The sequence below is a fragment of the Methylobacterium sp. Leaf106 genome, from assembly GCF_001422895.1.
GTDB classification, from domain to species: Bacteria; Pseudomonadota; Alphaproteobacteria; order Rhizobiales; family Beijerinckiaceae; genus Methylobacterium; species Methylobacterium bullatum.
Map to the genome: position 1 here is coordinate 185,351 of NZ_LMNB01000031.1, position 23,802 is coordinate 209,152.

At 67.8% G+C, this 23,802-nt stretch carries 25 protein-coding genes; 15 read left to right on the plus strand and 10 right to left on the minus strand.

Annotated features, from left to right (window positions below):
* The first annotated feature begins 7 nt into the window (after positions 1–7).
* Positions 8–394, plus strand: a complete 387-nt coding sequence (locus tag ASF34_RS16385; protein WP_056162488.1) for a hypothetical protein — start codon at positions 8–10, stop codon at positions 392–394.
* A 29-nt stretch (positions 395–423) separates the two neighbouring features.
* Here ASF34_RS16385 and ASF34_RS16390 read toward each other — a convergent pair whose 3' ends face one another.
* Positions 424–2,730: a lytic transglycosylase domain-containing protein gene (locus ASF34_RS16390; RefSeq protein ID WP_056162491.1), complete on the minus strand. Its 2,307-nt coding sequence runs from the start codon at positions 2,728–2,730 to the stop codon at positions 424–426.
* 185 nt (positions 2,731–2,915) lie between these two features.
* On the opposite strand from ASF34_RS16390, the gene dapA reads away from it, so the two are divergent.
* Entirely contained in the window at positions 2,916–3,815 is a 900-nt protein-coding gene (dapA, locus tag ASF34_RS16395) for a 4-hydroxy-tetrahydrodipicolinate synthase (RefSeq protein WP_056146379.1), read from the plus strand.
* Positions 3,816–3,952: 137 nt separating this feature from the next.
* Entirely contained in the window at positions 3,953–4,426 is a 474-nt protein-coding gene (gene smpB, locus ASF34_RS16400) for an SsrA-binding protein SmpB (protein ID WP_018044478.1), read from the plus strand.
* Between the two features lie 220 nt (positions 4,427–4,646).
* On the opposite strand, the gene ASF34_RS23025 is transcribed toward smpB, so the two are convergent.
* On the minus strand, positions 4,647–4,856 hold the full coding sequence (locus tag ASF34_RS23025) for a hypothetical protein (protein ID WP_056162494.1): 210 nt from the start codon (positions 4,854–4,856) through the stop codon (positions 4,647–4,649).
* Positions 4,857–4,985: 129 nt separating this feature from the next.
* Between ASF34_RS23025 and ASF34_RS16410 the strand changes: the two genes are divergently transcribed.
* Positions 4,986–5,609 carry a prephenate dehydrogenase/arogenate dehydrogenase family protein gene (locus ASF34_RS16410; RefSeq protein WP_018044476.1) on the plus strand — a complete coding sequence of 208 codons (624 nt, stop codon included), beginning with the start codon at positions 4,986–4,988 and terminating at the stop codon, positions 5,607–5,609.
* A gap of 63 nt (positions 5,610–5,672) precedes the next feature.
* Here the strand turns inward: ASF34_RS16410 and ASF34_RS16415 are convergent, their stop codons facing one another.
* From ASF34_RS16415 to rpoZ, 4 genes are all read right to left on the minus strand, one after another.
* Positions 5,673–6,371 carry a LabA-like NYN domain-containing protein gene (locus tag ASF34_RS16415; protein WP_018044475.1) on the minus strand — a complete coding sequence of 233 codons (699 nt, stop codon included), beginning with the start codon at positions 6,369–6,371 and terminating at the stop codon, positions 5,673–5,675.
* A gap of 348 nt (positions 6,372–6,719) precedes the next feature.
* A complete protein-coding gene (gene pyrE / locus ASF34_RS16420) occupies positions 6,720–7,310 on the minus strand; it encodes an orotate phosphoribosyltransferase (RefSeq protein WP_018044474.1) in 591 nt (196 codons plus the stop codon).
* A 165-nt stretch (positions 7,311–7,475) separates the two neighbouring features.
* On the minus strand, positions 7,476–9,713 hold the full coding sequence (locus ASF34_RS16425; protein WP_018044473.1) for a RelA/SpoT family protein: 2,238 nt from the start codon (positions 9,711–9,713) through the stop codon (positions 7,476–7,478).
* Between the two features lie 196 nt (positions 9,714–9,909).
* Positions 9,910–10,320, minus strand: a complete 411-nt coding sequence (gene rpoZ / locus ASF34_RS16430) for a DNA-directed RNA polymerase subunit omega (protein ID WP_018044472.1) — start codon at positions 10,318–10,320, stop codon at positions 9,910–9,912.
* A gap of 256 nt (positions 10,321–10,576) precedes the next feature.
* On the opposite strand from rpoZ, the gene ASF34_RS16435 reads away from it, so the two are divergent.
* The 11 genes from ASF34_RS16435 to ASF34_RS16485 all read left to right on the plus strand — a co-directional run bounded on the left by ASF34_RS16435 (position 10,577) and on the right by ASF34_RS16485 (position 20,227).
* Complete coding sequence (locus ASF34_RS16435) at positions 10,577–11,299, plus strand: carbonic anhydrase (RefSeq protein ID WP_018044471.1); 723 nt, start codon at positions 10,577–10,579, stop codon at positions 11,297–11,299.
* Positions 11,300–11,383: 84 nt separating this feature from the next.
* Positions 11,384–12,325, plus strand: a complete 942-nt coding sequence (gene fabD, locus ASF34_RS16440; protein WP_056162638.1) for an ACP S-malonyltransferase — start codon at positions 11,384–11,386, stop codon at positions 12,323–12,325.
* Positions 12,326–12,339: 14 nt separating this feature from the next.
* The gene (gene fabG / locus ASF34_RS16445; RefSeq protein ID WP_018044469.1) at positions 12,340–13,080 is read left to right on the plus strand and encodes a 3-oxoacyl-[acyl-carrier-protein] reductase; all 741 of its coding nucleotides are present in this window, start codon (positions 12,340–12,342) and stop codon (positions 13,078–13,080) included.
* A 269-nt stretch (positions 13,081–13,349) separates the two neighbouring features.
* Positions 13,350–13,586, plus strand: a complete 237-nt coding sequence (locus ASF34_RS16450) for an acyl carrier protein (protein WP_018044468.1) — start codon at positions 13,350–13,352, stop codon at positions 13,584–13,586.
* A gap of 92 nt (positions 13,587–13,678) precedes the next feature.
* Positions 13,679–14,938 (plus strand): beta-ketoacyl-ACP synthase II, encoded by a 1,260-nt coding sequence (fabF, locus tag ASF34_RS16455; RefSeq protein ID WP_026176042.1) that lies wholly within the window; start codon positions 13,679–13,681, stop codon positions 14,936–14,938.
* Between the two features lie 605 nt (positions 14,939–15,543).
* The gene (mltG, locus tag ASF34_RS16460; RefSeq protein ID WP_056162642.1) at positions 15,544–16,920 is read left to right on the plus strand and encodes an endolytic transglycosylase MltG; all 1,377 of its coding nucleotides are present in this window, start codon (positions 15,544–15,546) and stop codon (positions 16,918–16,920) included.
* 158 nt (positions 16,921–17,078) lie between these two features.
* Entirely contained in the window at positions 17,079–17,957 is an 879-nt protein-coding gene (locus ASF34_RS16465; protein ID WP_056162497.1) for a YicC/YloC family endoribonuclease, read from the plus strand.
* Positions 17,958–17,968: 11 nt separating this feature from the next.
* On the plus strand, positions 17,969–18,622 hold the full coding sequence (gene gmk, locus ASF34_RS16470) for a guanylate kinase (protein ID WP_018044463.1): 654 nt from the start codon (positions 17,969–17,971) through the stop codon (positions 18,620–18,622).
* Between the two features lie 13 nt (positions 18,623–18,635).
* Positions 18,636–19,025 carry a glyoxalase superfamily protein gene (locus ASF34_RS16475; RefSeq protein WP_056162500.1) on the plus strand — a complete coding sequence of 130 codons (390 nt, stop codon included), beginning with the start codon at positions 18,636–18,638 and terminating at the stop codon, positions 19,023–19,025.
* A gap of 149 nt (positions 19,026–19,174) precedes the next feature.
* Positions 19,175–19,633, plus strand: a complete 459-nt coding sequence (locus ASF34_RS16480) for an excisionase family DNA-binding protein (RefSeq protein ID WP_056162501.1) — start codon at positions 19,175–19,177, stop codon at positions 19,631–19,633.
* Positions 19,634–19,759: 126 nt separating this feature from the next.
* Positions 19,760–20,227, plus strand: coding sequence for a PIN domain-containing protein (locus ASF34_RS16485; RefSeq protein ID WP_244479029.1), 468 nt, complete (start codon positions 19,760–19,762; stop codon positions 20,225–20,227).
* Between the two features lie 57 nt (positions 20,228–20,284).
* Here the strand turns inward: ASF34_RS16485 and ASF34_RS16490 are convergent, their stop codons facing one another.
* The 4 genes from ASF34_RS16490 to fliN form a co-directional block, all read right to left on the minus strand.
* Positions 20,285–21,364, minus strand: a complete 1,080-nt coding sequence (locus ASF34_RS16490) for a lysylphosphatidylglycerol synthase domain-containing protein (protein WP_018044459.1) — start codon at positions 21,362–21,364, stop codon at positions 20,285–20,287.
* 196 nt (positions 21,365–21,560) lie between these two features.
* Positions 21,561–21,887 (minus strand): (2Fe-2S) ferredoxin domain-containing protein, encoded by a 327-nt coding sequence (locus ASF34_RS16495; protein ID WP_018044458.1) that lies wholly within the window; start codon positions 21,885–21,887, stop codon positions 21,561–21,563.
* A gap of 117 nt (positions 21,888–22,004) precedes the next feature.
* Entirely contained in the window at positions 22,005–23,369 is a 1,365-nt protein-coding gene (gene flbD / locus ASF34_RS16500; protein WP_018044457.1) for a sigma-54-dependent transcriptional regulator FlbD, read from the minus strand.
* A 52-nt stretch (positions 23,370–23,421) separates the two neighbouring features.
* A complete protein-coding gene (gene fliN / locus ASF34_RS16505; RefSeq protein ID WP_018044456.1) occupies positions 23,422–23,766 on the minus strand; it encodes a flagellar motor switch protein FliN in 345 nt (114 codons plus the stop codon).
* Between the last annotated feature and the right edge of the window lie 36 nt (positions 23,767–23,802).

Consider the following 23,802-nt stretch of genomic DNA (forward strand, 5'->3'; position numbering starts at 1 on the left):
CGTCCCGATGCTCCTGCTGTTGACGATTCTCTGGCCCGCGCTCGCCGCCAGCCTCGCGCTGGGCACCGCCATCGGATGGCACTTCGGACCGCCACGCGACCGACTTTCGACCGCCATCGGGCTCGGACTCGGATCCGGGGCGGTTGCGCTCGCCGGGCTCGCTTTCAGCGGGCTCGTACCGGGCCGCCCCGGCTTCTGGGTGGAGAGCGCGGCGCTGAACCTGGCGGCCTACCTCGTCGGCGCCGGGACCGGAGCCCTGGCGAGACTGGCCCGTCCGTCGCCGCCGAGGGCGTCGGGCATCGACAGTGTCGGCGGCTCCCCTGACCGCCTCGCTCCATCACCTCGACCCGCTGCCGGTGCCGAGCGGAGGCTTCGAGGGAAAGCTTCGGGATGAGATGGGTCGGGGGAGGATACCCCCTCCGCTCACCGCGCCCCGCGCTGAAGGTCGCCCTCGATCAGCAAGGCGCTCTTGCCTTCCAGGCGGCTGCGGTAGACCTGCAGGTTCTCCATCACGCGCTGGACGTAGTTGCGGGTCTCGGTGAAGGGGATGCGCTCGACCCAGTCGATGGGATCGACCCCGGTCCTGCGCGGATCGCCATAGGCGTCGATCCACTTCTTCACGTTGCCGCCGCCGGCATTGTAGGAGGCGAAGGCGAGGATGTAGGAGCCGCGCCAATCCTCCATCAGCTCCCCGAGATGGGCCTGGCCGAGGCGGGCGTTGTAGGCGGGATCGCTGGTGAGGCGGTCCTGGTCGTAGGAGGCGCTGACCCGCCGGGCCGTGCGCTGGGCGGTGGCCGGCATCATCTGCATCAGCCCGCGGGCGCCGACGCTGGATTGGGCACGGGGATCGAACTGGCTCTCCTGGCGGGCGATGGCGAAGACCATGGCCTTCTCCACCAGGGGAACGGCGGCGGAGGCCTCGTAATCGGGAATGCCGATGGTCGGGTAGGCATGGGCGTCGAGGGGCAATCCGCGCTGGACCGCGAGCTTGCCGATGGCCACGAGGGCGCGGGAATTTCTCACATCGACGGCGAGGTTGCCGAGCGCGCTGATCTCGGCCGGGTTGGTGAGGCGGTTCGCCGTGTCGATGTAGAGCGGCAGCGCCAGATCCTTGAGCGAGGCCGCCTCGAGCATGCGCAGGGCCCGCGTGGTCAGGCGGTTCTCGAACGCCGTCGCGGCGGCGGGCTCGAGTTCCGAGACGACGCGCAGCGGCAGGCTCGCCTGTCCGAGCTTCGCCCGGGCGAGTTGCCCGTAATAGGCGATGGGCTGGAGCGCCGCGCGCTCGTAGAACGTCTTGGCGAGGCCGGCATCACCCGCCGCCTCGGCGGCACGGCCCTGCCAATAGGCGACACGGGCGAGCGAGATCGGCGTCTCGGCGATGGTCGCGGCCTTGGCGAAATGGCTGGAGGCCTTGGCCGGATCGTCGAGGAAGCGCAGGGCGATCCAGCCGGCATGGAACTCGGCTTCGATCCGCTTCTCCACCGTGCGGCCGCTATGGCCGGCGGCGACCTCGTAGGCGAGGCTCGGATTGCCGATGTCGATGAGCTTGCGGGCGACGATCCGGCGCTCGACCCACCATTCGTCGCCATCCACGAGGACGTCGCCGTTGGTGGGGGCGGTGGCGAGGATCGCGGCGGCCTCCACCGGCTTGTCGGCCCGGCGGAGATACTGCGCCCGCGACAGGATGTAGGACGGATCGCTGCGGAGCGACGGCGGCACGGCGTTGAGCGCGGAAGCGGCCGTGGAACTCTTGTCCTCCACGGCCCGGCGAGCCCGCACCAGGCTGGCGTAGCCGCCGCCGGCATAGGCAGCGGCCCGGCCGGCCGACTCGTAATCCTCCTTCAGGAGGGCGCGCTCCATGCGGAAGCGGTGATCGACGCGGGTGAGGACACCCGGAAAGGCGTCCATCACCTTGGTCTCGAGGGCGCGCCCGAAGGTCTCGGAGCGCCACAGGTCGCGGACCAGAGAGGCGGCGTCCTCGTCGAGGGCCTCCGCCCGGAAGGCGAGGGCGAGGGCGAACTTGCCCGGAGCGCTCGACGGACGGGTGCCCGCGAAGAAGGCGCGCACGGTCGCCGGGTTCTTGCGCTCGGTGAGAAGCGCCTCCTCGGCGCGGCGGCGCAGGAGCGGACCCGCCGGCCATTCCGGGTTCGTCCGGGTGAAGGAGACCGTGCGCTCGAAGCCGATGCCGGAGCCGGCGCGGATCGCCACCCATTCGAGCAGAGCGAGGGCGGCGGGATCGGTGAAGCCGTCGCGCAGGCGGTCGCCCTCGGACACCTTGCCGCGTCGATAGGCATCGATGGCCTGGCGCAGAGCGGGGAGATCGACATCCGGCGCCACCTGGGCCGCGCGGGCGGGATCGGGCACCTCCGGAACGGGCGCGGCCGGAGTCATCGCCGCATCGGGAAGCGGGAAGGCGATCGGCGCTTCAGGATCGGCGGAGGCATAGGCCTTGGCGGCGGCGGGCAGGGCCTTGCTCGGCGCGGTCTCGGCGCTGCGATCGTCCAGCTTCAAGGCGTCGGCCGCGACCGCATCGGTGGCGGCGGCCCGGCTGTCCGGCACAAGGACGGACGGGGCGACGGCATCGCTCGACGGCCGGGTGACGATGTCGTCCCCCTGGCCGGCCGCCACGGGGAAAACCGAGGCCGGCCCGATCCACATCGTCGTCCCCGCCAAGGCGACGGCGAGGGACACGGGGAGGGCGGCACGATAGGAGCGCGTCCAGAACGCCATGGTTCTTCCAGTCCCGTCGGATGCGGACATGCTTAAGCTGTCCCAGAGGGCATTAAGAAGTCATTAACTGCGCCGACGGACCGTTTGCGCGCGTGCAAGCGAGGCCCTATGTCTGCCCGTCCGCGAGAGCGGTGACGCGGCCGGCACACCGGCCCACCGAAAGATCGACGGCCGGGAACGCCAGGATGACCGACACCACGACCCAACGCCTCAAGGGCGCCATGACCGCCCTCGCCACGCCGTTTCGCGACGGCGCCTTCGACGAGGACGCCTTCCGCAAATTCGTGGTCTGGCAGATCGAGCAGGGCATCCATGGCCTCGTGCCCGTGGGCACCACCGGCGAGACGCCGACCCTGAGCCATGACGAGCACGACCGTGTCGTGGCCGCCTGCATCGCCGAGACCGCCGGCCGTGTGCCGGTGATCGCGGGCGCGGGCTCCAATTCCACGGCCGAGGCCGTCGAACGGGCCGTCAACGCGGAGAAGGCCGGCGCGGATGCCGTGCTCGTGGTGACGCCCTACTACAACAAGCCGACGCAGGCGGGGCTCTACGCGCATTTCAAGGCCGTCAACGACGCCATCGGCATCCCGATCATCATCTACAATATTCCCCCGCGTTCGGTAGTCGACATGAGCGTCGACACCATGGCGCGGCTATATGAGCTCAAGAATATCGCCGGCGTGAAGGACGCCACGGCCAAGCTCGACCGTGTCAGCCTGCAACGCCAAGCCATGGGTGAAGACTTCATCCAGCTTTCGGGCGAAGATGCGACGGCGATCGGATTCAATGCGCAGGGCGGCGTCGGCTGCATCTCGGTGGTCTCGAACGTCGCACCGCGCCTCTGCGCCAAGTTGCAGGAAGCGACCCTGTCGGGCGATTACGCCACGGCTCTGCGGTTTCAGGACCAGTTGCTGCCGCTGCATGTGGGATTGTTCGCGGAATCGAACCCGTCGCCGGTGAAATATGCCCTGTCGCGGCTCGGCCACATGAGCGACGAGGTGCGCCTGCCGCTCCTCACGGTCAGCGACGCCACCAAGGGCATCGTCGACGCCGCCCTGCGCCATGCCGGCCTGATCGACGGCTGATCACCCCTCGCAGGCGAAACGCCGGCGAACCATATGAATGTCGATCGGCCGCATTGCGCGGCCGATGACGGCACCAGCTTCCTTCCAGACAAGGGGTATCGGCGCGGACAGGCCGATGCCCCAGAACCGACGATGTGATGGCTCCCAAACCGCAAGACACCCGCCGCGTCGTTGCCGACAACCGCGCCGCCCGCTTCCACTACGAGATCTCGGACGTCCTCGAGGCGGGCATCGCCCTGACCGGGACGGAGGTCAAATCCCTGCGCAAGGGCAAGGCGGCCATCGGTGAGGCCTATGCCGGGCCGTCGGGCGATGAGCTGTTCCTGTTCAACGCCTACATCCCGGAATATCTCGAAGCCAACCGGTTCAACCACGAGACCAAGCGTCCGCGCCGTCTGCTGCTCCACCGCAAGCAGATCAACAAGCTCATCGGCGCGACGAAGCGCGAGGGCTACACGGTGGTGCCGTTGAAGATCTACTTCAACGAGCAGGGCCGCGCGAAGATCGAACTCGGCCTCGGCCGGGGCAAGAAGCTCCACGACAAGCGCGAGAGCGCCAAGGAGCGTGACTGGGAGCGCGACCGCGCCCGGATCATGCGCGACAAGGGCTGATCGGCGCACGCTCCATTGACGGGCGATGCCCGTCCTGCCAAGACACCGCCCATGACGACGAGCCCGATCCTATCCGGATTGTATTACGCGCCGCTCCCTTAGCGGCGAGGTGCTTTGTCACGTCTCAACCGCCCCGGTCGTCGGCGGTTGACCCTCTTCCAAGCACCGCTGGCCCCTCGGCTTCATCGAGGTCAGTTCCGTGTCTTGTGTCATCTCCCCTTCATTGAGCATTCCCATTGGGATCATCGGCTTCGGCGCATTCGGCCGGCTGATCGCCGAGCATCTCGGTCAGCATTTCCCCCTGCACGTCTACGATCCCGCCCTGCCGCAAGGCGACGATATTCAGGCACCTCACGGGATGCGCGGAGCCCCTCTCCTGGAGGGAAAGGGACAGGATCGGGTGTGCGACTTCTCCGGTGATGGACCACACCTAACCCCATGCCGCTCCTTCCAGGACAGGGAGCCCGTCGAGCCTCATGTCGAATCCGATTGCGAAGCGAGAACCGCTGGCGACCGCGTCTCCGAATCCAAGAGACTGAAGGGTGGAAGTCAAGCCGGGGTGCGGCTCGGCTCGCTCGCCGAGGCGGCTTCCTGTCCCGTCGTCGTCCTGGCCGCTCCGGTCTCCAAACTCGCCGAGGTGGTCTCCGCCATCGGACCCCACCTGCGGCCGGGCGCCCTCGTCCTCGATGTCGGTTCGGTGAAGATGGTCGCCGCGCGGATCATGGCGGACGGGTTGCCCGATCACGTCGAGATCGTTGCGACGCATCCGCTCTTCGGACCGCAGAGCGCGCGTTCGGGCGTGAAGGGGCTGAAGATCGCCGTATGTCCGATCCGGGGGAGGGGAGGCTGGCGTGCCGCGGCTTTCCTGCGCAAGCAGCTAGGCCTCGACGTCATCCTCACGGACCCGGAGGCGCACGACAGGGCCGCCGCCTCTGTCCAGGGGCTGACCCATCTCATCGCCAAGGTCTTCGTCGAGATGGAGCCGCTGCCGACCCGCATGACGACGAAGAGCTTCGACCTGCTGATGCAGGCGGTCGGCATGGTCAGGCACGATGCGCCGGAAGTCTTCGACGCGATCGAGCGCGCGAACCCCTACGCGGCGGATGTCCGCCGCCGGTTCTTCGCGCACGCCTCGCGGTTGGAAGCGGAGCTGTCGGCTCAGGGCGCGGACGCCACGGGCTGAGAGCGATGCTCCGGATCGCTGCCGAGGAGGCGGTCTGCCGCGCTTCCCCGGTGACAGATGTCGTTACTGTTCGGTCGCGTCGTCGCCCTGGCGGATACCGTAGCGGGTTTCCAGACCGGGATTGGGACGCGCCGCCGGCCGTTCGGCCACGTCGCGCGGCAGGTCTCGTGGAATGTCTCGCGGCAACTCGCGCGGACCGCGCGCCGGACCGTCGCCCTGGCTTCGGACGCCACGCTCGCCGGGGTCGCGACCGACCCGGGGAATGAGATGGACGAGGTCGACGAACTCGTCGGCCTGCCGACGAAGGTCGTCGGCAATCATGGCCGGCTGTGTCTGGATCGTCGAGACGACGGTGACGCGGACGCCGCGCCGCTGCATCGCTTCCACCAGGGAGCGGAAATCGCCGTCGCCGGAGAACAGCACCATGTGGTCGATGCGGGGCGCGAGCTCGAGGGCATCGATGGCCAGCTCGATGTCCATGTTGCCCTTGATCTTGCGACGGCCGGCGGAATCGGTGAATTCCTTGGCCGGCTTCGTCACCACGCGGTAACCGTTATAGTCGAGCCAATCGATCAGCGGACGGATCGATGAATACTCTTGATCTTCCACCATCGCGGTGTAGTAGAAAGCTCGTATCAAATTATCGCGAGCCTGAAATTCCTTGAGCAGCCGGCGATAGTCGATATCGAAACCGAGTGCCTTCGTCGCCGCATAAAGATTTGCCCCGTCTATGAACAGGGCGCTGCGCTGTTGTGCGCTCATTGAATGATCCATTTTCTCATCAGATTTTTCACATGTAAGGCAAGAAAGTCCGAAAGCTCAAAGCTTCACCAGAAGACTTGCAAACCCGAATGCTTGATAACGCGAAGAATTTGATCCTAATAATCAAATCATAAATAAAACCAAGAATTAGCGGGCCACCGAAGCTACCCGCCTATCGTATCCTTTGTTATTGTCCGAGCGCGGCGCTTGTCAACCATGACCTGTATGCAATCACCAGAGAAATCGATTGAAAGCTAGGTCTGCCTACAATATTCCACTTTGCGCAACTGATATGCCTAATTGCATGTCAGAAAAACGACTACCTTAAGTTTCTAATCTTGCTTAGGATCAGCCCGGTGCTTTCACTCGGCTGCCGGGCTTGACGGCAGGCAGCGCGGCGAGTTCCGGCGGCAGCGCGTCTGCAGGATAGACCGGAATGTCGAGGGTGACCAGGGAGACGAGGGGAAGGCCGATTTCGCCGCGCCCGCCCGAGCGGTCGATGAGACACGCCGCGCCGATGACCTCTCCGGCCTCGGCCTGGAGGGAGGCGAGGCATTCGCGGGCGGAGAGGCCCGTGGTCACGATATCCTCCACGATCACCGCGCGCTGGCCGGCCGGGATGCTGAAGCCGCGACGAAGGGAGAATGGCCCGCCGGGATCGCGTTCGACGAAGATGGCGCGCGCCCCGAGATGGCGGGCCGTCTCGTAGCCGGGCACGATGCCGCCGATGGCGGGGGACACGACGATGTCGATGGGGCCGAAACGGGCGACGATGACCTCAGCCAGGGCCTTGCACAGTCGCTCCGTCCGGACCGGGTCGGAGAAAATCGCCATCTTCTGCAGGAAGACACCGGAATGGAGCCCGGAACTGAGGACGAAATGCCCTTCGAGCAGGGCACCCGCCTCGCGGAATTCCGCGAGCACCGCGTCTGGCGTCATGAGAAAAGTGTTCCTAGGATGAGACGGTCCAGCGGGGTTTGTGGCAGCGTGGACCACGAGGCGCAAGGCGCCCCGACCCGCCGGGGGCCTTCCCACACCAAGGCTTGGTAAACAGAGCGTTGCGCGGCGGTGATGGCCGACGACGCGTCGCGGGAGCCCGGCCGTTCAGCCGTTGACGCGGTCGACCCTGCTCACGGTGCGCTTGCCACGCAGCTCGGCGACGATGGCGTTGAGGTGCTTCAGGTCCCAGACGGAGAGGTCGATGACGATCTCGGTGAAATCCTGGGTGCGCCGCTTCATCGAGACGTTGTCGATATTGCCGTCGTGATCGGCGATGACCTGCGCGATCTGGGCGAGGACGCCGGGCTCGTTGATCGATTGCAGGGCGAGGCGCGCGGGAAACCGCTCGCTCCCTCCCGCCTCGACGTCCCAGCGCACGTCGAGCCAGCGCGCCGGCTCGTTGTCGAAATCGGCGAGCGCCGCCGACTGGATCGGATAGATCGTCACCCCGACGCCGGGCGTCAGGATGCCGACGATGCGGTCACCCGGCACCGCGCCGCCATTCGGGGCGAAGCTCACCGGCAGGTCGTTGTCGAGGCCGCGAATCGGGATGGCGTCGGCACGGCCCATATCGGCGGCGCCTTCGGGGAAGGTCAGGCGCATGGCCTGCCCCTTGGCGAGGCTGAGACGCCCCGCCCCTCCATCCATGGGCTGCTGCAGCGCGGCCGGGCCCGTGCGACGCTCCTCCTTGTGGTCGGGATAGACGGCGCGCACCACGTCGCCCGAGAACATCTCGCCACGGCCCACCGCCGCGAACACGTCCTCCGTGCTCTGGCGCGCCAGACGGGGGAGCGCGCCCCGCAGCTTGTCCTCGGAGAAGCTCTTGGCCGCCCGCTCGAAGGCGCGGTCGAGGATCTGGCGACCGAGGCCGGCATATTGCCGCCGCACGGCCGAGCGGGTCGCCCGCCTAATCGCGGCGCGTGCCTTGCCGGTGACCACAAGGGATTCCCAGGCCGCCGGAGGCGATTGCCCGTCGGCCCGCGCGATCTCGACCTCGTCGCCATTGACGAGCTCGATCAGCAGCGGCGCCATGCGGCCGTTGATCTTGGCCCCCACCGCCGTGTTGCCCACATCGGTATGGACCGCATAGGCGAAATCGATGGGCGTCGCGCCGCGCGGCAGGGCGATGAGGCGCCCCTTCGGCGTGAAGCAGAACACCTGGTCCTGGAACAGTTCGAGCTTGGTGTGTTCGAGGAACTCCTCCGGGCTGTCGCCCTCGGCCAGGAGCTCGATGGTCCGCCGCAGCCATTGATAGGCGCCGCTTTCCGTGGCGAGGCGCGGATGAACGCCGCCGATCTCGTCCTTGCCGCCGCTCTCCTTGTAATGGGCATGCGCGGCGATGCCGTATTCGGCGATCTCGTCCATGGCCGCGGTGCGGATCTGCAGCTCGACGCGCTGGCTCTTCGGCCCGATCACCGTGGTGTGGATCGAGCGGTAATCGTTCTGCTTCGGGGTGGAGATGTAATCCTTGTAGCGGCCCGGCACCATCGGCCAGGTAGTGTGGACGACTCCCAGGGCGCCGTAACATTCGGACAGGGATTCCACGATGATGCGGAATCCGAAGATGTCCGAGAGCTGCTCGAAGGCGACCGATTTGCGCTCCATCTTGGCGGAGATCGAGAAGGGCCGCTTCTGCCGCCCGGTGACCACGGCGTTGATGCCCTGCGCGGCGAGCTTGGCGGTGAGATCCCGCTCGATGCTCTCCACCAAGCGCTCCGACTTCACCGCGAGATCGGCCAGCCGCTGGGCGATCGTCGCGTAGATCTCGGGCTTGAGGTTGCGCAGCGCGAGGTCTTCGAGTTCCTCGCGCAGTTCCTGCATGCCCATGCGGCCGGCGAGCGGCGCGTAGATGTCCAGCGTCTCCTGGGCGATCCGCTCGCGCTTCTCCGGCTTCATGTGGTGGAGCGTTCGCATGTTGTGCAGGCGGTCGGCGAGCTTCACCAGCAGCACGCGCACATCCGCCGCCACGGCGAGCAGGAGCTTGCGGAAGTTCTCACCCTGGACCGCGCGTTTCGACACGAGGTCGAGGCGCTTGAGCTTCGTCAGCCCGTCCACCAGGGCGCCGATCTCGGGGCTGAAGAGCTCGCGGATCTCGTCGAGGGTGGCGGCCGTGTCCTCCACCGTGTCGTGGAGGACGGCGGCGACGATGGTGGCGTCGTCGAGCCGGAGATCGGTGAGGATCGCGGCGACTTCGAGGGGGTGGGCGAAGAAGGGATCGCCCGATGCCCGCTTCTGCGTGCCGTGAGCGCGCATGGCGTAGACATAGGCGCGGTTGAGAAGGGCCTCGTTCACGGCGGGGTTGTAACGCCTCACCCGCTCCACGAGCTCGTACTGGCGCATCATCCGCCGCAACACCCTTCACACATCGTGACTGCCCGCCTTTGTCTTATGTTGTCCCGCATCGCGGCCGGGCACGCCAGACCCATGGCGCCGCATGACACCGGTTTCTCGCGCCGAAAAACGAAAAACCCGGCGCATGGCCGGGTTTTCGCGAGATTGTCAGTCAAACAGGATCGTCAGTCGAAAATGGGTCGTCCGATCACTCGGCCTCTTCGTCCGTCTCGGTGGGCGGAGCGAGGTTCTCGAGGCCGCGCAGCAGATCCTCTTCGCTCATCCGGTCGAACTGGACGGCGCCGTCGTCGCTGGAGGATTGCGGCGCCACGGCGGCGGCGGCGGGCGAGCTCGACAGCAGCGGCACCGTCTCGGCCTCCGGCTCGTCGACCTCGACATATTTCTGCATCGAATGGATGAGCTGTTCCTTGAGGTCGTCGGCCGTGATCGTCGCGTCGCCGATCTCGCGCAGCGCGCAGACCGGGTTCTTGTCGCGGTCGCGGTCGATGGTCAGCGGCGCTCCGGCGGCCAGCAAACGGGCGCGGTGGCTCGCGAGCAGGACGAGCTCGAAACGGTTCTCGACCTTGTCGATGCAGTCTTCAACGGTGACGCGAGCCATGCGGGAGGGCTCCTTCCATAGACCGGGAATGTAGAGATTGATCCGGTTCTATACACCGCCTCGCGCGGCGCAACAAGCGCGACCGGCATATTGCATCCGCCGCCCACACGGGCAGCACGTTCGGGACCGGCGTTCCATCCCGGCCCGGGGCCGCTGCTTATCGCCAGGGCGACAGCACTCCGCGCCACGGTTATGCGTGGCCCTGGTCAAGCTCATGCGAGCCTTCGCATGGCGATTGGAAGAGGGCCCAAACCTCATGACGAAGACGCTCAGCCGCCGCGGCCTGTTCAGCTGTGCCTGCCATCTCGGCGCAGCGGCCTTCGCCGCCACCGCCATGCCGAATCTCGGTCTGGCGGCCAGCCCGTCCACGAAGAAGACGGACCTGACGGCCGACCAGGCCCTCGAGCTGCTGAAGGAAGGCAATCGCCTCTACAAGACCGACAGCCCGGTGCGCTCTGTGCAGGGCCGCGACCGCCGGATCGAGATCGCCCTCGGGCAGACGCCGTTCTGCGTGCTGGTGAGCTGTTCGGATTCCCGCGTCTCGCCGGAGATCCTGTTCGGGCGCGGTCTGGGCGAGCTCTTCATCGTCCGCAATGCCGGCAACACCGCCGATACCGCCGCCCTCGGGTCGGTGGAATACGCCGTGTCGCAGCTCGGCGTTCCGCTGGTGCTGGTCATGGGCCACAGCCGCTGCGGTGCCGTGCTGGCGGCGGCCGACGTGGTGGAGAACAACACCGTCTATCCCGGCTCCATCGGCCGGATGATCGAGCCGATCGTGCCGGCGGTGCTGTCCGCACGCGGCAAGCCCGGCGACTTCATCGAGAATTGCGTGCGCGCCAATGTCGACCGGGTCGTCACCCGTATGCGCACGGCCTCCGAGCCCGCCCTCCTCGATCCGCTGAAGGCGGGCAAGCTGCGCATCGTCGGCGCCTCCTACAGCCTCGATACCGGGGTGGTGGACTTCTTCAACGAGGCCTGACCCGGCCCGCGATGGCGGCGCCTCGTGTTGACACCCGGAGCGGGCGGTGCGACTGCGCCGCCCTTTCCGTGCGAGAACATGACCATGGCGCGCGCATTCATCTTTCCAGGCCAGGGTAGCCAGGCCGTGGGCATGGGCCGGGCCCTGTCGGAGGCCTTCCCCCAGGCGAGGGCGGTCTTCGACGAGGTCGACGAGGCGCTCGGCCAGTCGCTCTCGACGCTGATGTTCGAGGGACCGGTGGAGGAACTGACCCTCACCGCCAACGCCCAGCCGGCCCTGATGGCGGCCAGCATCGCCACCCTGCGCGTACTCCAGGCGACACGCGGTCTCGATCTCGTCCGCGACGTAGCGGCGGTGGCCGGCCATTCCCTCGGCGAATACACGGCGCTCGCCGCCGCCGGGACCTTCACCCTGGCCGACACCGCCCGCCTGCTGCGCATCCGCGGCGAGGCGATGCAGGGCGCGGTGGCGCCCGGTGCCGGGGCCATGGCGGCCCTCATCGGCGCCGATGCCGAACTGGCCGGCTCCGTCGCCGTGGAGGCCTCCGAGGGCGAGGTCTGCGACGTCGCCAACGACAACGGAGCGGGGCAGGTGGTGCTCTCGGGCGCGAAGGCCGCCGTGGAGCGCGCGGTGGCGATCGCGCAAGCGCGCGGGATCAAGCGCGCGGTGATGCTCAACGTGTCGGCGCCGTTCCACTGCTCGCTGATGGTGCCGGCGGCCGAGGCGATGCAGGACGCCCTCACCCGGGTGGCGATGAAGCCTCCCCTGGTGCCGGTCTATTCCAATGTCCTGGCCGCGCCGGTGCTGGAGCCGGCGGCCATCCGCCAGGCCCTCGTCGCCCAGGTGACGGGCACCGTGCGCTGGCGCGAATGCATCGCCGCCATGGCCGCCTCCGGCATCGATCAGTTCCACGAGATCGGCACGGGCAAGGTGCTCTCCGGCCTCGTCAAGCGGATCGCCCCCGGCGCCACCGCCATCCCCGTGGGCACGCCCGACGACGTGGCCGCCTTCCCGACGCTCAGCTGACAACAGGATTGCCCATGTTCGACCTGACCGGCCGCAAGGCCCTCGTCACCGGCGCGACCGGCGGCCTCGGCGGCGCCATCGCCCGGGCGCTCCACGCCCAGGGTGCCACCGTCGCCGTCTCCGGCACCCGCGCCGAAGCGCTGGACACACTCTCGGCCGAACTCGGCGGCGAGCGCGTCCATGCCCTGACCTGCGACCTCTCCGACAAGGACGCCGTCGAGGCCCTGGTGCCGGCGGCGGAAGCCGCCCTCGGCGGCCTCGACATCCTCGTGAACAATGCCGGCATCACCCGCGACAACCTCTTGCTGCGGATGAAGGACGACGAGTGGGACGCGGTGATCGCCGTGAACCTCTCGGCCGCGTTCCGCCTCTCGCGGGCGGCGGTGAAGGGCATGATGAAGCGGCGCCACGGCCGCATCGTCAATATCGGCTCCGTGGTCGGCGCCACCGGCAATCCGGGCCAGGTGAACTACGCCGCCGCCAAGGCCGGCCTCGTCGGCATGACCAAGGCCATGGCGGCCGAGGTCGCCACCCGCAACCTCACCGTCAACTGCATCGCGCCGGGCTTCATCACCTCGCCGATGACCGACGCCCTCAACGAGAAGCAGCGCGAGGGCATCCTCACCCGCGTGCCGATGAACCGCCTCGGCACCGGCGAGGAGATCGCGGCCGCGGCCGTCTACCTCGCCTCGAACGAGGCCGCCTACGTCACCGGCCAGACCCTGCACGTGAACGGCGGCATGGCGATGTACTGAGAGGGTCTCCCGACACGGCAGGCGGGAAAACCCAACGATTGTCCGGGAAAAAGCCACGGCGATGAACGGTTTGTGAACCGGCCCTCGCCAGCGCCAAAACCCTGTGCTACCACCCCGGCTGCCGTGCGAGGGGGGTTGACGGTTCAGCGTGTTGCGGGTTCTCAAGACCACGCGCGATCGGACACCGGCCGCTTCCAGAGATCCGCACCAGCGGGACGGCGGCCACGGCACCTTCACCATCACGATCGAATAACCAAGGACCAAGAACGATGAGCGATATCGCTGAGCGCGTGAAGAAGATCGTTGTCGAGCACCTCGGCGTGGAGCCGGAGAAGGTGGTCGAGGGCGCCAACTTCATCGATGACCTCGGTGCCGACAGCCTCGACACCGTCGAGCTCGTGATGGCCTTCGAGGAAGAGTTCAACGTCGAAATCCCGGACGACGCTGCCGAGACCATCCAGACGGTCGGCGATGCCGTGAAGTTCCTCGAGAAGAACTCCGCGTAAGCACGACGGGACGAGAGGCGCGAGGAGCGGGGTCCACGTGACCCCGCGCGCCGAACGACAGTGACATGACGGGACTGGTTCGGGATAACGCGATGCGTCGGGTGGTGGTGACGGGCTTGGGTATGGTGACGCCGCTGGGAAGCGGGGTCGAGGCCACCTGGAGCCGGTTGATCGCGGGAGACAGTGGAGCGTCGCAGGTGACAGCCTTCGACGTGTCCGATCTCGCCTGCCGCATCGCGTGCTCGGTCCCGTTCGGAGACGGCAGCGACGGCACCTTCAATCCGGACCAATGGATGGAGACGAAGGAGCAGCGCAAGGTCGATCCGTTCATCGTCTACGCCATGGCCGCCGCCGGCCAGGCGCTGGACGATGCCGACTGGCATCCCAAGAGCCACGAGGATCAGTGCGCCACCGGCGTGATGATCGGCTCCGGCATCGGCGGGATCGGGGGCATCTACGACGCCTCCGTGACCCTGCACGACAAGGGGCCGCGACGGATCTCGCCGTTCTTCATTCCCGGGCGAATCATCAACCTCGCCTCCGGGCAGGTCTCCATCGCCCACGGCCTCAAGGGGCCGAATCACGCGGTGGTCACCGCCTGCTCCACCGGAGCGCATGCCATCGGCGATGCCGCCCGGCTGATCCAGTTCGGCGATGCCGACGTGATGGTGGCCGGCGGCGCCGAATCTCCGGTGAACCGCCTGGCGCTCGCGGGCTTCGCCGCCTGCCGCGCCCTCTCCACCGGCTTCAACGACCAGCCCACCAAGGCTTCGCGCCCCTACGACAAGGACCGTGACGGCTTCGTCATGGGCGAGGGCGCCGGCGTCGTCGTGCTCGAAGAGTACGAGCATGCCAAGGCACGCGGAGCCCGGATCTACGCCGAGGTGGTCGGCTACGGCCTCACCGGCGACGCCTATCACATCACCTCGCCGGCCCCGGACGGCGACGGCGCCTTCCGCTGCATGAGCGCCGCGGTGAAGCGCGCCGGCCTCCAGGCCTCCGACATCGACTATATCAACGCCCACGGCACCTCGACGCCCATGGGCGACGAGCTCGAACTGAAGGCCGTGGAGCGGCTGCTCGGCGAGCACGCCGCCAAGGCCGCCATGTCCTCCACCAAGTCGGCCGTGGGACACCTGCTGGGCGCGGCCGGTGCCATCGAGGCGATCTTCTCGATTCTCACCATCCGCGACGGAGTGATGCCGCCGACGCTGAACCTCGACACCCCCTCGGTGGAAACGGCCATCGACCTCGTGCCGCACGAGGCCAAGCGCAAGCAGGTGGATGTCGTGCTGTCGAATTCTTTTGGATTTGGCGGGACGAATGCCTCGCTGGTGATGCGCCGGGTCTAAAAGACCCGGCCCGGTCCGACGTTCCCGCCAGGATCGCCCGGATATTGGCCGGGACCTCACCGAAAACGACCACCTCGCCCTTTTGGCGCTAGTGGGCGTGGTCTTCCAGCCGGCGGACGCGATCCTCCGTCAATGAACAACGCCGCTGCTGTTAGAATTCGCCGCCGGGCTCGCGCTCGCCGCTGGATTCGGCCCTCAGGCACCGGCAGGGGCTTGGTGATGCTCGGTATCGGCGTGATCTGGGCCGGAGGGCTCGCTCGCCTCGGCATCTACGACCAGCATGACCGCCTGCTCACCTGGGTGTCCGGCCGTCCTCATCGTGTGCGGCGCGCTGGCCATCGTGCGGGCGGGACGGTGGAGCGATAATACGCCTTTTTGCCACAAAACCGGTTCAATCCGGCTCGCACAACCCGCCCGCCCGGGTGTAGTCAGGTTTGACGCAAGGATCCCGAAGCTTCTTGGCGAGAAGCCCATCCATGCGTCGGCACCTATTGCCTCGAGTCTCTTGGCCTGAGTCTCGTGCCCCGGTCGGCCAGGACGACACGACGGTCGCATCGTCGGGCCGAGACAAGGTTGGCGAGAGGCGAGGCCCGAACAGGATGTCCATGTTCTTCCGCAAGCGCAAAGACCCGGAGCAGGCGGCGATCGCGGTCCCGTCCGACGAGCCGTCCATGCCGCACCGGGTGTCCCCGCGCAGCCCCAGCGAGGCGATCAAGCCCACGGCCGCGCCGCCCCCGCCGGACCGCCCCGTGCGCGAGCGCGGCGGGTTGCTGAGCACGATCAGCGGCCTGCTCACCGCCGCCGTGGTCCTCGCCATCGCGGCGATGATTGGCGTGACGCTGTTCGACCGGCAGATCCGCGAACCCGGCCCGCTCGCCGCCGACAAGGTCGTGGTCATCCCGCCCCGCAGCGGCACCTCCGAGATCGCCGACGCCCTCAGCCGCGAAGGCGTCATCGCCCATACCGCCCTGTTCGAATGGGCCTCCCGCTTCTCCGGCAAGGCCCTGAAGGCCGGCGAGTACACATTCAAGGCCCATGCCAGCATCGGCGACACGATCGAGACCCTGTCCACCGGCCGGCAAGTGCAACACGCCATCACCTTCCCCGAGGGCCTGACCTCCGAGCAGATCGTGGTGCGCCTCAACGACAACGACATCCTCACGGGCGACCTCAACGAGATCCCGCCCGAGGGCTCGCTCCTGCCCGACACCTACAAGTTCGAGCGCGGCGCCACCCGCCAGCAGATCGTCAACCTGATGCGCGCCAAGCAGCGCGAGGTGCTCAACCAGATCTGGCTGCGCCGCTCGGCCGAGATCCCGGTGAAGACCCCGGCCGAGATGGTGACCCTGGCCTCCATCGTCGAGAAGGAGACAGGCCGGGCCGACGAGCGGCCGCGCGTGGCCGGCGTCTTCGTCAACCGCCTCAACAAACGGATGAAGCTGCAATCGGACCCCACCATCGTATACGGGCTGGTGGGCGGGCGCGGTACCCTGGGGCGCGGCATACAGCGCTCCGAGATCGACCGGGCGACCCCCTACAACACCTACGTCATCGAGGGCCTGCCGCCGGGCCCCATCGCCAATCCCGGCCGCGCCGCGCTCGAGGCCGTCGCCAACCCGTCACGCACCAAGGACCTCTACTTCGTCGCCGATGGCACCGGCGGCCACGCCTTCGCCGACAGCCTGGAAGGCCATTCCCGCAACGTCGCCCGCTGGCGGCAGGTGGAGCGCGCCCGCAAGGAGACGCCCACCGACGCCGCCCCCGTGGACAAGGCCGAACCGCCGTCCGATCCCTCGGCGGTCCCGGGCCGGGCCTCGGCCTACGCACCGGACGGCACCAATTTCGCCGGCAGCGCCCCGGACCCGTCGGCCCCGCGCCCGAAAGCCTTCGACGCCTCGGAAGGCACCAAGCTCGACCCGCTGCGTAACAAGACCTTCGACCTCAACTCGGCCAAAAGCGTCCCGGCGCTGAAGGCGCAATAGGGCACTGCCGTCACTCTCCTCCCACGTGTGAGGAGGAATTGGCGGTGGGGAGGGTGGCGGTGGCCTCCACTGCCTAAGGGTCGCCCAACCACCCCCACCCTTAATCCCTCCCCACAAGGGGGAGGGAGGTTCGCACGACCGACTAAAGTTCAGACATCATGATCCTCTCCAGCATGACGGGCTTTGCCCGCGCCACCGGCACCACCGGCCCGGTCCAGTGGGCCTGGGAGGTCCGCAGCGTGAACGGGCGTGGGCTCGACGTGCGCCTGCGCGTGCCCAACGGCCTGGAATCGGTGGGCGAGGTGGCCCGCACAGCCCTGCAGAAGACCCTGACGCGGGGCCAGTGCCAGCTCTCGCTCAACCTCACCCGGCCCGAGACCAGGGCGCGGGTGCGCATCAACGAGGCCCTGCTGGCAGAACTCGCCGCCGCCACTGCCCGCGTTCCGCGCCCCGAAGGCCTCGCCCCGGCCTCCCTCGACGGCCTGCTCGGCATCCGCGGCGTCATCGAATCCGAGGACGAGCCGGCGGCGGAATCGGACAGCCTCGCCCATGACCTCGCCGAGGGCGTGGTGCGCCTCGTGGCCGACCTCGTGGAGGCACGCCGCGCCGAGGGGCGCCAGCTGCGCGCGATCATCGAGGGGCAGCTCGTCGCCATGTCACGCCTCCGCCAAGCCGCCGAGGCCTGCCCCGGCCGCCAGCCCGAGGCGGTGAAGGCACGGCTGGCGGCCAGCATCGCCGCGCTGTTGGAAGCCGGCGGGCTCGATCCCGACCGCCTGCACCAGGAGGCCGTCCTCATCGCCGCGAAAGCCGACGTGCGCGAGGAGCTCGACCGCTTGAGCGCCCATCTCGACAGCGTCGGCGAGTTGCTGGCCAAGGGTGGCGCCATCGGCCGCAAGCTCGATTTCCTCGCCCAGGAGCTCGGCCGCGAGGCGAATACCCTCTGCGCGAAGGCCGGAGACATCGCGTTGTCGCGGATCGGACTCGACTTGAAGGCCGTGGTGGAGCAATTCCGCGAACAGGTTCAGAACGTCGAGTAGGTTTTTCGGACATGCAGGCCACGACGATCGGGCGGCGCGGGTTCATCCTCATCCTGTCCTCGCCCTCGGGAGCGGGGAAGACCACGCTGACGCGCGCGGTCGCCAGCGACCCGAAATGGGGGCTCGACCTCTCGATCTCGGTGACGACGCGACAGCGCCGGCCCTCCGAGATCGACGGGAAGCACTACAATTTCATCGACCGCGAAGCCTTCGACGCCCTGCGCGGTGCCGACAACCTCCTCGAATGGGCGGAAGTCCACGGCAATTTCTACGGCACGCCGCGCCGCCCGGTGGAGAAGGTCCTCGGCGCCGGCCGGGACATGATCTTCGACATCGACTACCAGGGCACGCGGCAGGTGCGGGCAAAGCTCGCCGAGGACGTGGTGACGGTGTTCATCCTGCCACCGAGCCTCGCCGAGTTGCGCCACCGCCTCGAACGCCGGGCCGAGGATTCGCCCGAGACCATCGAAAAGCGCCTCGCCAATTCCCGCGTCGAGATCCAGCGCTGGAACGAGTACGATTACGTCCTCGTCAACGACGACCTGAACGACGCCTTCGCCAAGCTCCAGGGCATCCTCGTCGCCGAGCGCCTCAAGCGCGTCCGCAACACCGGCCTGTCGGATTTCGTCGACGGGCTTCTGGCCGAGCCCGACAGGATCGCCTGAGGAGCCGAGCCCGATGTCGACACCCGACCGGACCATCCGCTTCGACCAGACCTGCCCGGTCCTGCGCATCTTCGACGAAGCGAAGGCGCGCGAGTTCTATGTCGACTTCCTCGGCTTCAGCCTCGATTGGGAGCATCGCTTCGGCGACGACTTTCCGCTCTACGCCCAGGTCTCGCGCGCCGGCCTCGTCCTGCATCTCAGCGGCCATCACGGCGATGCGACGCCGGGCTCCACGAGCTTCGTGCGGATGGCGGGCATTCATACCTTCCAGGCGGAACTCGGCGCCCATAACTATGTCCATGCGAAGCCGAGCGTAGAGAGCCTGCCCTGGGGGCTGGTGATGACGGTGACCGACCCTTTCGGGAACACCTTGCGTTTCTGCGAGGTCAAGCCCGAGCCGTAGGGCGGAGGCGCGGCTCGATAACGGCGATCTCGTCCTGTATCGCCCGGACGTCATCGCGAACGCGCCACGACGGACGGCATTTCGCTTGTTGCGCTGGTTTCGTTTATTGCAGATATATCGCAGGAACGATCCAAGGGAGTCGGCTCACGATGACACTGCCCGCCTCCGCTCAGGGCCTCGGCGGCCGGCTACCGTCGGACGGCGAGCGCAAGACCGCCAACACCCTGCGCCGCCTCCTGGCCACTCAATCATCCGAGCAGACGAAACTGCGCGTGTTCGACGACGTTCGCAAGGAATCTGCTGAGATCACGCTCACTCCGGCCATCTCGAACCTTCTGATCGATCTCCTCCGCCATATCGGCCGGGGCGACGCGGTGACGCTTGTTCCGGTGACCCAGATGCTCACGACGCAGCAGGCCGCAGATATCCTCAACGTGTCGCGTCCCTATCTCGTATCGCTTCTGGAGCGTGGCGAGATCGCTCACATCACGGTCGGGCGCCATCGCAGGATCAAGGCCGAAGACTTGTTCGCGTACAAGGATGTCCGGGACGGAACCCGGAGCCAGGCGCTCTCGAACCTCGCCGCCCTCGATGGCGAGTTCCTGTAAGCGGTGTTCGCCAACCGCTTCACCGCGCTCGTCGATGCCTGCGTGCTCGCGGGTGCCCTCAAGTGAAACCTGCTTCTGACCCTAGCGGAACGAGAATTCTTTCGCCTGCGGTGGTCGATACCGATTCTGGATGAGACCGAACGCGCGATTTCGGACATCCTGGCGAAGAGGAGTGTCGCCGATAGCGAGGAGCGGGCTCGCCGGGCGCGGCTCTGCATGGAAACCGCTTTCGACGATGCGATGGTCTCCGATTTCGCCCGCTTTCTCGGCGCCTGCGAAGGGCTGCCCGACATAGGCGATGCCCACGTCGTCGCGGCGGCCCTGAAAACCCAGGCAGCGACCATCGTCACGGGCAACATCAAGCATTTTCCGGCGTCGGTTCTCGGTCCGTTGAATCTCGAAGCGCGAACGGCCGACGCCTTCATCGCCGACACCATCGCTCTCGATGAGGGCAAGGCGGTCGATGCCGTGCGGCAGCTTCGCCTGCGTCTGCGCCGACCAGAGAAGAATGCAGGGCAGTTGCTTCTCGATATGGAGGCTGTCGGACTGACCTCGACCGTCGATGTTCTCCGCTCGCATGAAGCGTCCCTGTAGACGGTACGCCCCGGCTTCTAGACGGGACCAAATCGCCGGCCTCTCGGCGACGACGACCTACCCCCGCGGAGGAGCCATCACCGTCGCCCGGCGGGCCTCTAGGGTCTGCCACAGGATCAGGGAGGGCAGGCCGAGCACCACGTCCGGCACGCGCTTGGCCAGCGACAGGGCGATGGCGGTGCCGGGATCGATGCCGAACAGGCCGCCCACGAGGACGAACCCGCCTTCCTGAACCCCTAATCCACTCGGCACCGGGAAGGCCGCCGATTTGATGGCCTGGCTCAGGGCCTCGATGATGACGACTTCGGCGAGGCCCACGCCCTCCACGCCCATGCAGGTCAGCGCGATCCAGATCTCCACGGCGCCGAGCATCCAGGCGAGGAGGTGGAGGACGATGCCCTGGAACAGCAGGGGCCAGCGCTTCGGAGCCCAGACCGTATCGAGGGCGCCATGCACACCGGCGTCGCCGGGCGCCGAGCCGGGTGCCGCCTCGCCCGGGTCGCGCAGGAAGCGCCGGCCGAGTTCGGCGACGCGGCGCTCGACGCCGCGCATGAGCGGGCTGCGCTGGAACAGGAAGAAGGCGGTGAGCACGATGGCGGTGACGCCGAGCGCACGCAGGGCCCAGGCCGCGAGGGACGCGGCGGACTCGCCTTCCATCTGCATCAGTAGCGTGACGCCGATGAGCACGAAGATGGCCTGCGTGCCGACCTGGATCAGCATGTCCACCAGGATCGAGGCTGCAGCGAACGTGCCCGACACGCCCCAGAAGGTGAGGAGACGCCCGCCGACGACGTCGCCCCCGACGGAGGCCACCGGGAGGAGCACGTTGATCCCGTCACGCACGAAGCGGAGGATGAGGAAAGCACCCGCCTCGGCGGTGGTGGAGAGCCGGTGCAGCACCCGCTCCCAGGCGAGACCACAGAGGGACAGGACGACGACGCGCATGAGCACGATGCCGGCGAGCCCGACGATTCCGATCCGTCCGAAGGCATTGGCCACCGAGGCGAGATCGTGGGTCGCCACCAGCCAGATGGCGAGGCCGAGGCCCAGCACCGTCCCCAGGACGGGCAGGTAGCGCAGGGCCTGTCTTCCGAGGCCCGCTCGGGCGGGCGGAGGCGCCACGACGCGGCGGGTCAAAGGGCCGGACTTCTGAAATGGACGAGCGCCAACGGAGACGATCCTCTCAATGCGGGTTTCGCAGACATGGACCCCGGTTCTACGATGACGATCTGCGACACATCGAAGGGACAGCGCATCCGGCGCTCCGCCTGTCACGCACAATCGAACTCGGGCCGATCCTATCGTGGCATTGGGGCTGAAATCGGAGACCGCCTCACTCGGACCGGCGGGCGGGCGGATAGACCGTGTCGAGGGCCTGCTCGGCATTGCCCTCCGGGTCGATCAGGACGATGCGGTTGCGCGATAGGCTGAAGGAGGTCGCCACCGCCACGAACCGCTTCGGGCAGGGGCCGAGGCAGCCCGTGGACACCACGCGGGTCATCCCGCCGAGGCCGCGCCTTTTCACCTCCCGCTTGAGCCGCCCCCGGATCTCGTCCTTCTTCAGGCCGACACGCTTGGTGCATTTCGCGCAGACCAGGACGATGTCCGAATAGCCGGACTTCGCCGTGCGAACGGTCGTGTCCTTCTCGTGTTTTGCCAAATCCGGGTGCCCGTTCCGTGCCCGGCGAGCCGGGGACCGGGACGCCATCCGGGCCACACCTAAGTCAAAGGGGGGAGGGGCGGCAACGGGGCGTGATGCCCCGCCGGCCAGCGCCCCTCAGCCATAGGCCGCCACGGCCCGGACGCTGCCGGGCTCCGCGACGCTGATGCCGGCATCGACATATTCGTTGAGCTTGTTGCGCAGGGTCCGGATCGAGATGCCGAGAATCTTGGCGGCATGGGTGCGGTTGCCGAGGCAATGGTCGAGCGTGTCGAGGATCAGCTCGCATTCCACCTGCGCCACCGTCCGTCCCACGAGACCGCGGGTGGCCGCCTCGGCGACCTGGGCGGCGCGCTCCACCGGCCCGGCGGAGCGGGCGAAGGATTCGCCCTCCGGGGTGGAGATCGCGTCGGCGTCGATCTCCGCTCCCGTCGCCAGCAGGACCGCCCTGTGGAGGGTGTTTTCGAGTTCGCGCACGTTCCCGCGCCACGGATTCTCACGGATGATGGCCTGCGCCTCGCGGCTCAAGGACCGGACCGGCACGCCGTTCACCTCGGCGTATTTCTTGGCGAAATGGGTGGCGAGTTCGAGGATGTCGGCCGGGCGCTCGCGCAGCGGCGGCAGGCGCAGGTGCACCACGTTGAGGCGGTAGAACAGATCCTCGCGGAAGGTGCCCTTGCGGACCTCGTCGATGAGATTGCGGTTGGAGGTAGCGAGCACCCGGATGTCGACCTTCACGGGAGCGGTGCCGCCGACCCGGTCGATCACCCGTTCCTGCAGGGCGCGCAGCAGCTTCGACTGGAGGCGGACATCCATCTCGGAGATTTCGTCGAGGAGCAGCGTGCCGCCATTGGCTTCCTCGAACCGGCCGATCCGGCGGGCGACGGCGCCGGTGAAGGCCCCCTTCTCGTGGCCGAACAGTTCGGATTCGAGCAAAGCTTCCGGGATCGCGGCGCAGTTGACCGAGACGAAGGGCCGGCTCGAGCGGGTGGACTTCACATGGACGTGGCGGGCCAGCACCTCCTTGCCGGTGCCGCTCTCGCCGGTGATCAGCACCGAGGCCTCCGACCGCGCCACCTGCTCGGCGAGCTTCACCACCCGCTCCATGGAGGCGTCGCGCCAGACGAAGGCGCGCCCGTCCTCGGAGACCGCCTGCAGCACGGCGGCGATCAGTTCGGGATCGGGCGGCAGGGGGATGTACTCGCGGGCGCCGGCCTGGATCGCGGCCACCGCCGCCTTGGCATCGGTGGCGACGCCGCAGGCGACCACCGGGGTGCGGATGCGCTCGTCGGAAAGCGCCGTCACGAGTTCGCGGATCGGCTGGCCCACATCGATCATGACGAGGTCGGCGCCCTTGGCGCGCAGCACGGCGAGGCCCTGCGGCACCCCGTCCGCATGGGTCACGGCCGCGCCGCGGTTCATGGCGATCTTGGAGGCGGTGACGAGTTCGCCGCTCAAGCGTCCGATGATGAGGAGCCGCATGGTCTAGTATCCTGTGTCGGTGGAGCCTCGCGCAGCAGCGCGGCGGGCGGGATCAGTGGTCGCTCTTGATGATCTCGGTCATCGTCACACCGAGGCGCTCCTCGACGAGGACGACCTCGCCGCGGGCGACGAGGCGGTTGTTGACGAAGATGTCGATCGCCTCGCCGACCTTCCGGTCGAGTTCCAGCACCGCGCCCGCCTGCAGCCGCAGCAGATCGCCGATGGGCATGCGCGACGAGCCGAGCACGGCCGAGACCACCACGGGGACGTCGAAGACCTGTTCGAGGTCGGAGGCGCTCTTGGGGGTCGTGGGCGCCTCGCGGATCGATTCGGAGCCGAGCCCGTCGAAGGACGAGTCGACGCCATTGAGCTGCGGCAGGCTGAAATTGTCGGACATCACGGGCTTTCAAAGTCGAAGGCGTTGCGGGGGCGA

Bases quoted from the DNA above. Each gene is read 5' to 3' on its own strand.
- ASF34_RS16385 (WP_056162488.1), top strand. From the start codon at position 8: ATGCTCCTGCTGTTGACGATTCTCTGGCCCGCGCTCGCCGCCAGCCTC.
- ASF34_RS16390 (WP_056162491.1), bottom strand. From the start codon at position 2,730: ATGGCGTTCTGGACGCGCTCCTATCGTGCCGCCCTCCCCGTGTCCCTC.
- dapA (WP_056146379.1), top strand. From the start codon at position 2,916: ATGACCGACACCACGACCCAACGCCTCAAGGGCGCCATGACCGCCCTC.
- smpB (WP_018044478.1), top strand. From the start codon at position 3,953: ATGGCTCCCAAACCGCAAGACACCCGCCGCGTCGTTGCCGACAACCGC.
- ASF34_RS16415 (WP_018044475.1), bottom strand. From the start codon at position 6,371: ATGAGCGCACAACAGCGCAGCGCCCTGTTCATAGACGGGGCAAATCTT.
- pyrE (WP_018044474.1), bottom strand. From the start codon at position 7,310: ATGACGCCAGACGCGGTGCTCGCGGAATTCCGCGAGGCGGGTGCCCTG.
- ASF34_RS16425 (WP_018044473.1), bottom strand. From the start codon at position 9,713: ATGATGCGCCAGTACGAGCTCGTGGAGCGGGTGAGGCGTTACAACCCC.
- rpoZ (WP_018044472.1), bottom strand. From the start codon at position 10,320: ATGGCTCGCGTCACCGTTGAAGACTGCATCGACAAGGTCGAGAACCGT.
- ASF34_RS16435 (WP_018044471.1), top strand. From the start codon at position 10,577: ATGACGAAGACGCTCAGCCGCCGCGGCCTGTTCAGCTGTGCCTGCCAT.
- fabD (WP_056162638.1), top strand. From the start codon at position 11,384: ATGGCGCGCGCATTCATCTTTCCAGGCCAGGGTAGCCAGGCCGTGGGC.
- fabG (WP_018044469.1), top strand. From the start codon at position 12,340: ATGTTCGACCTGACCGGCCGCAAGGCCCTCGTCACCGGCGCGACCGGC.
- ASF34_RS16450 (WP_018044468.1), top strand. From the start codon at position 13,350: ATGAGCGATATCGCTGAGCGCGTGAAGAAGATCGTTGTCGAGCACCTC.
- fabF (WP_026176042.1), top strand. From the start codon at position 13,679: ATGCGTCGGGTGGTGGTGACGGGCTTGGGTATGGTGACGCCGCTGGGA.
- mltG (WP_056162642.1), top strand. From the start codon at position 15,544: ATGTTCTTCCGCAAGCGCAAAGACCCGGAGCAGGCGGCGATCGCGGTC.
- ASF34_RS16465 (WP_056162497.1), top strand. From the start codon at position 17,079: ATGATCCTCTCCAGCATGACGGGCTTTGCCCGCGCCACCGGCACCACC.
- gmk (WP_018044463.1), top strand. From the start codon at position 17,969: ATGCAGGCCACGACGATCGGGCGGCGCGGGTTCATCCTCATCCTGTCC.
- ASF34_RS16475 (WP_056162500.1), top strand. From the start codon at position 18,636: ATGTCGACACCCGACCGGACCATCCGCTTCGACCAGACCTGCCCGGTC.
- ASF34_RS16480 (WP_056162501.1), top strand. From the start codon at position 19,175: ATGACACTGCCCGCCTCCGCTCAGGGCCTCGGCGGCCGGCTACCGTCG.
- flbD (WP_018044457.1), bottom strand. From the start codon at position 23,369: ATGCGGCTCCTCATCATCGGACGCTTGAGCGGCGAACTCGTCACCGCC.
- fliN (WP_018044456.1), bottom strand. From the start codon at position 23,766: ATGTCCGACAATTTCAGCCTGCCGCAGCTCAATGGCGTCGACTCGTCC.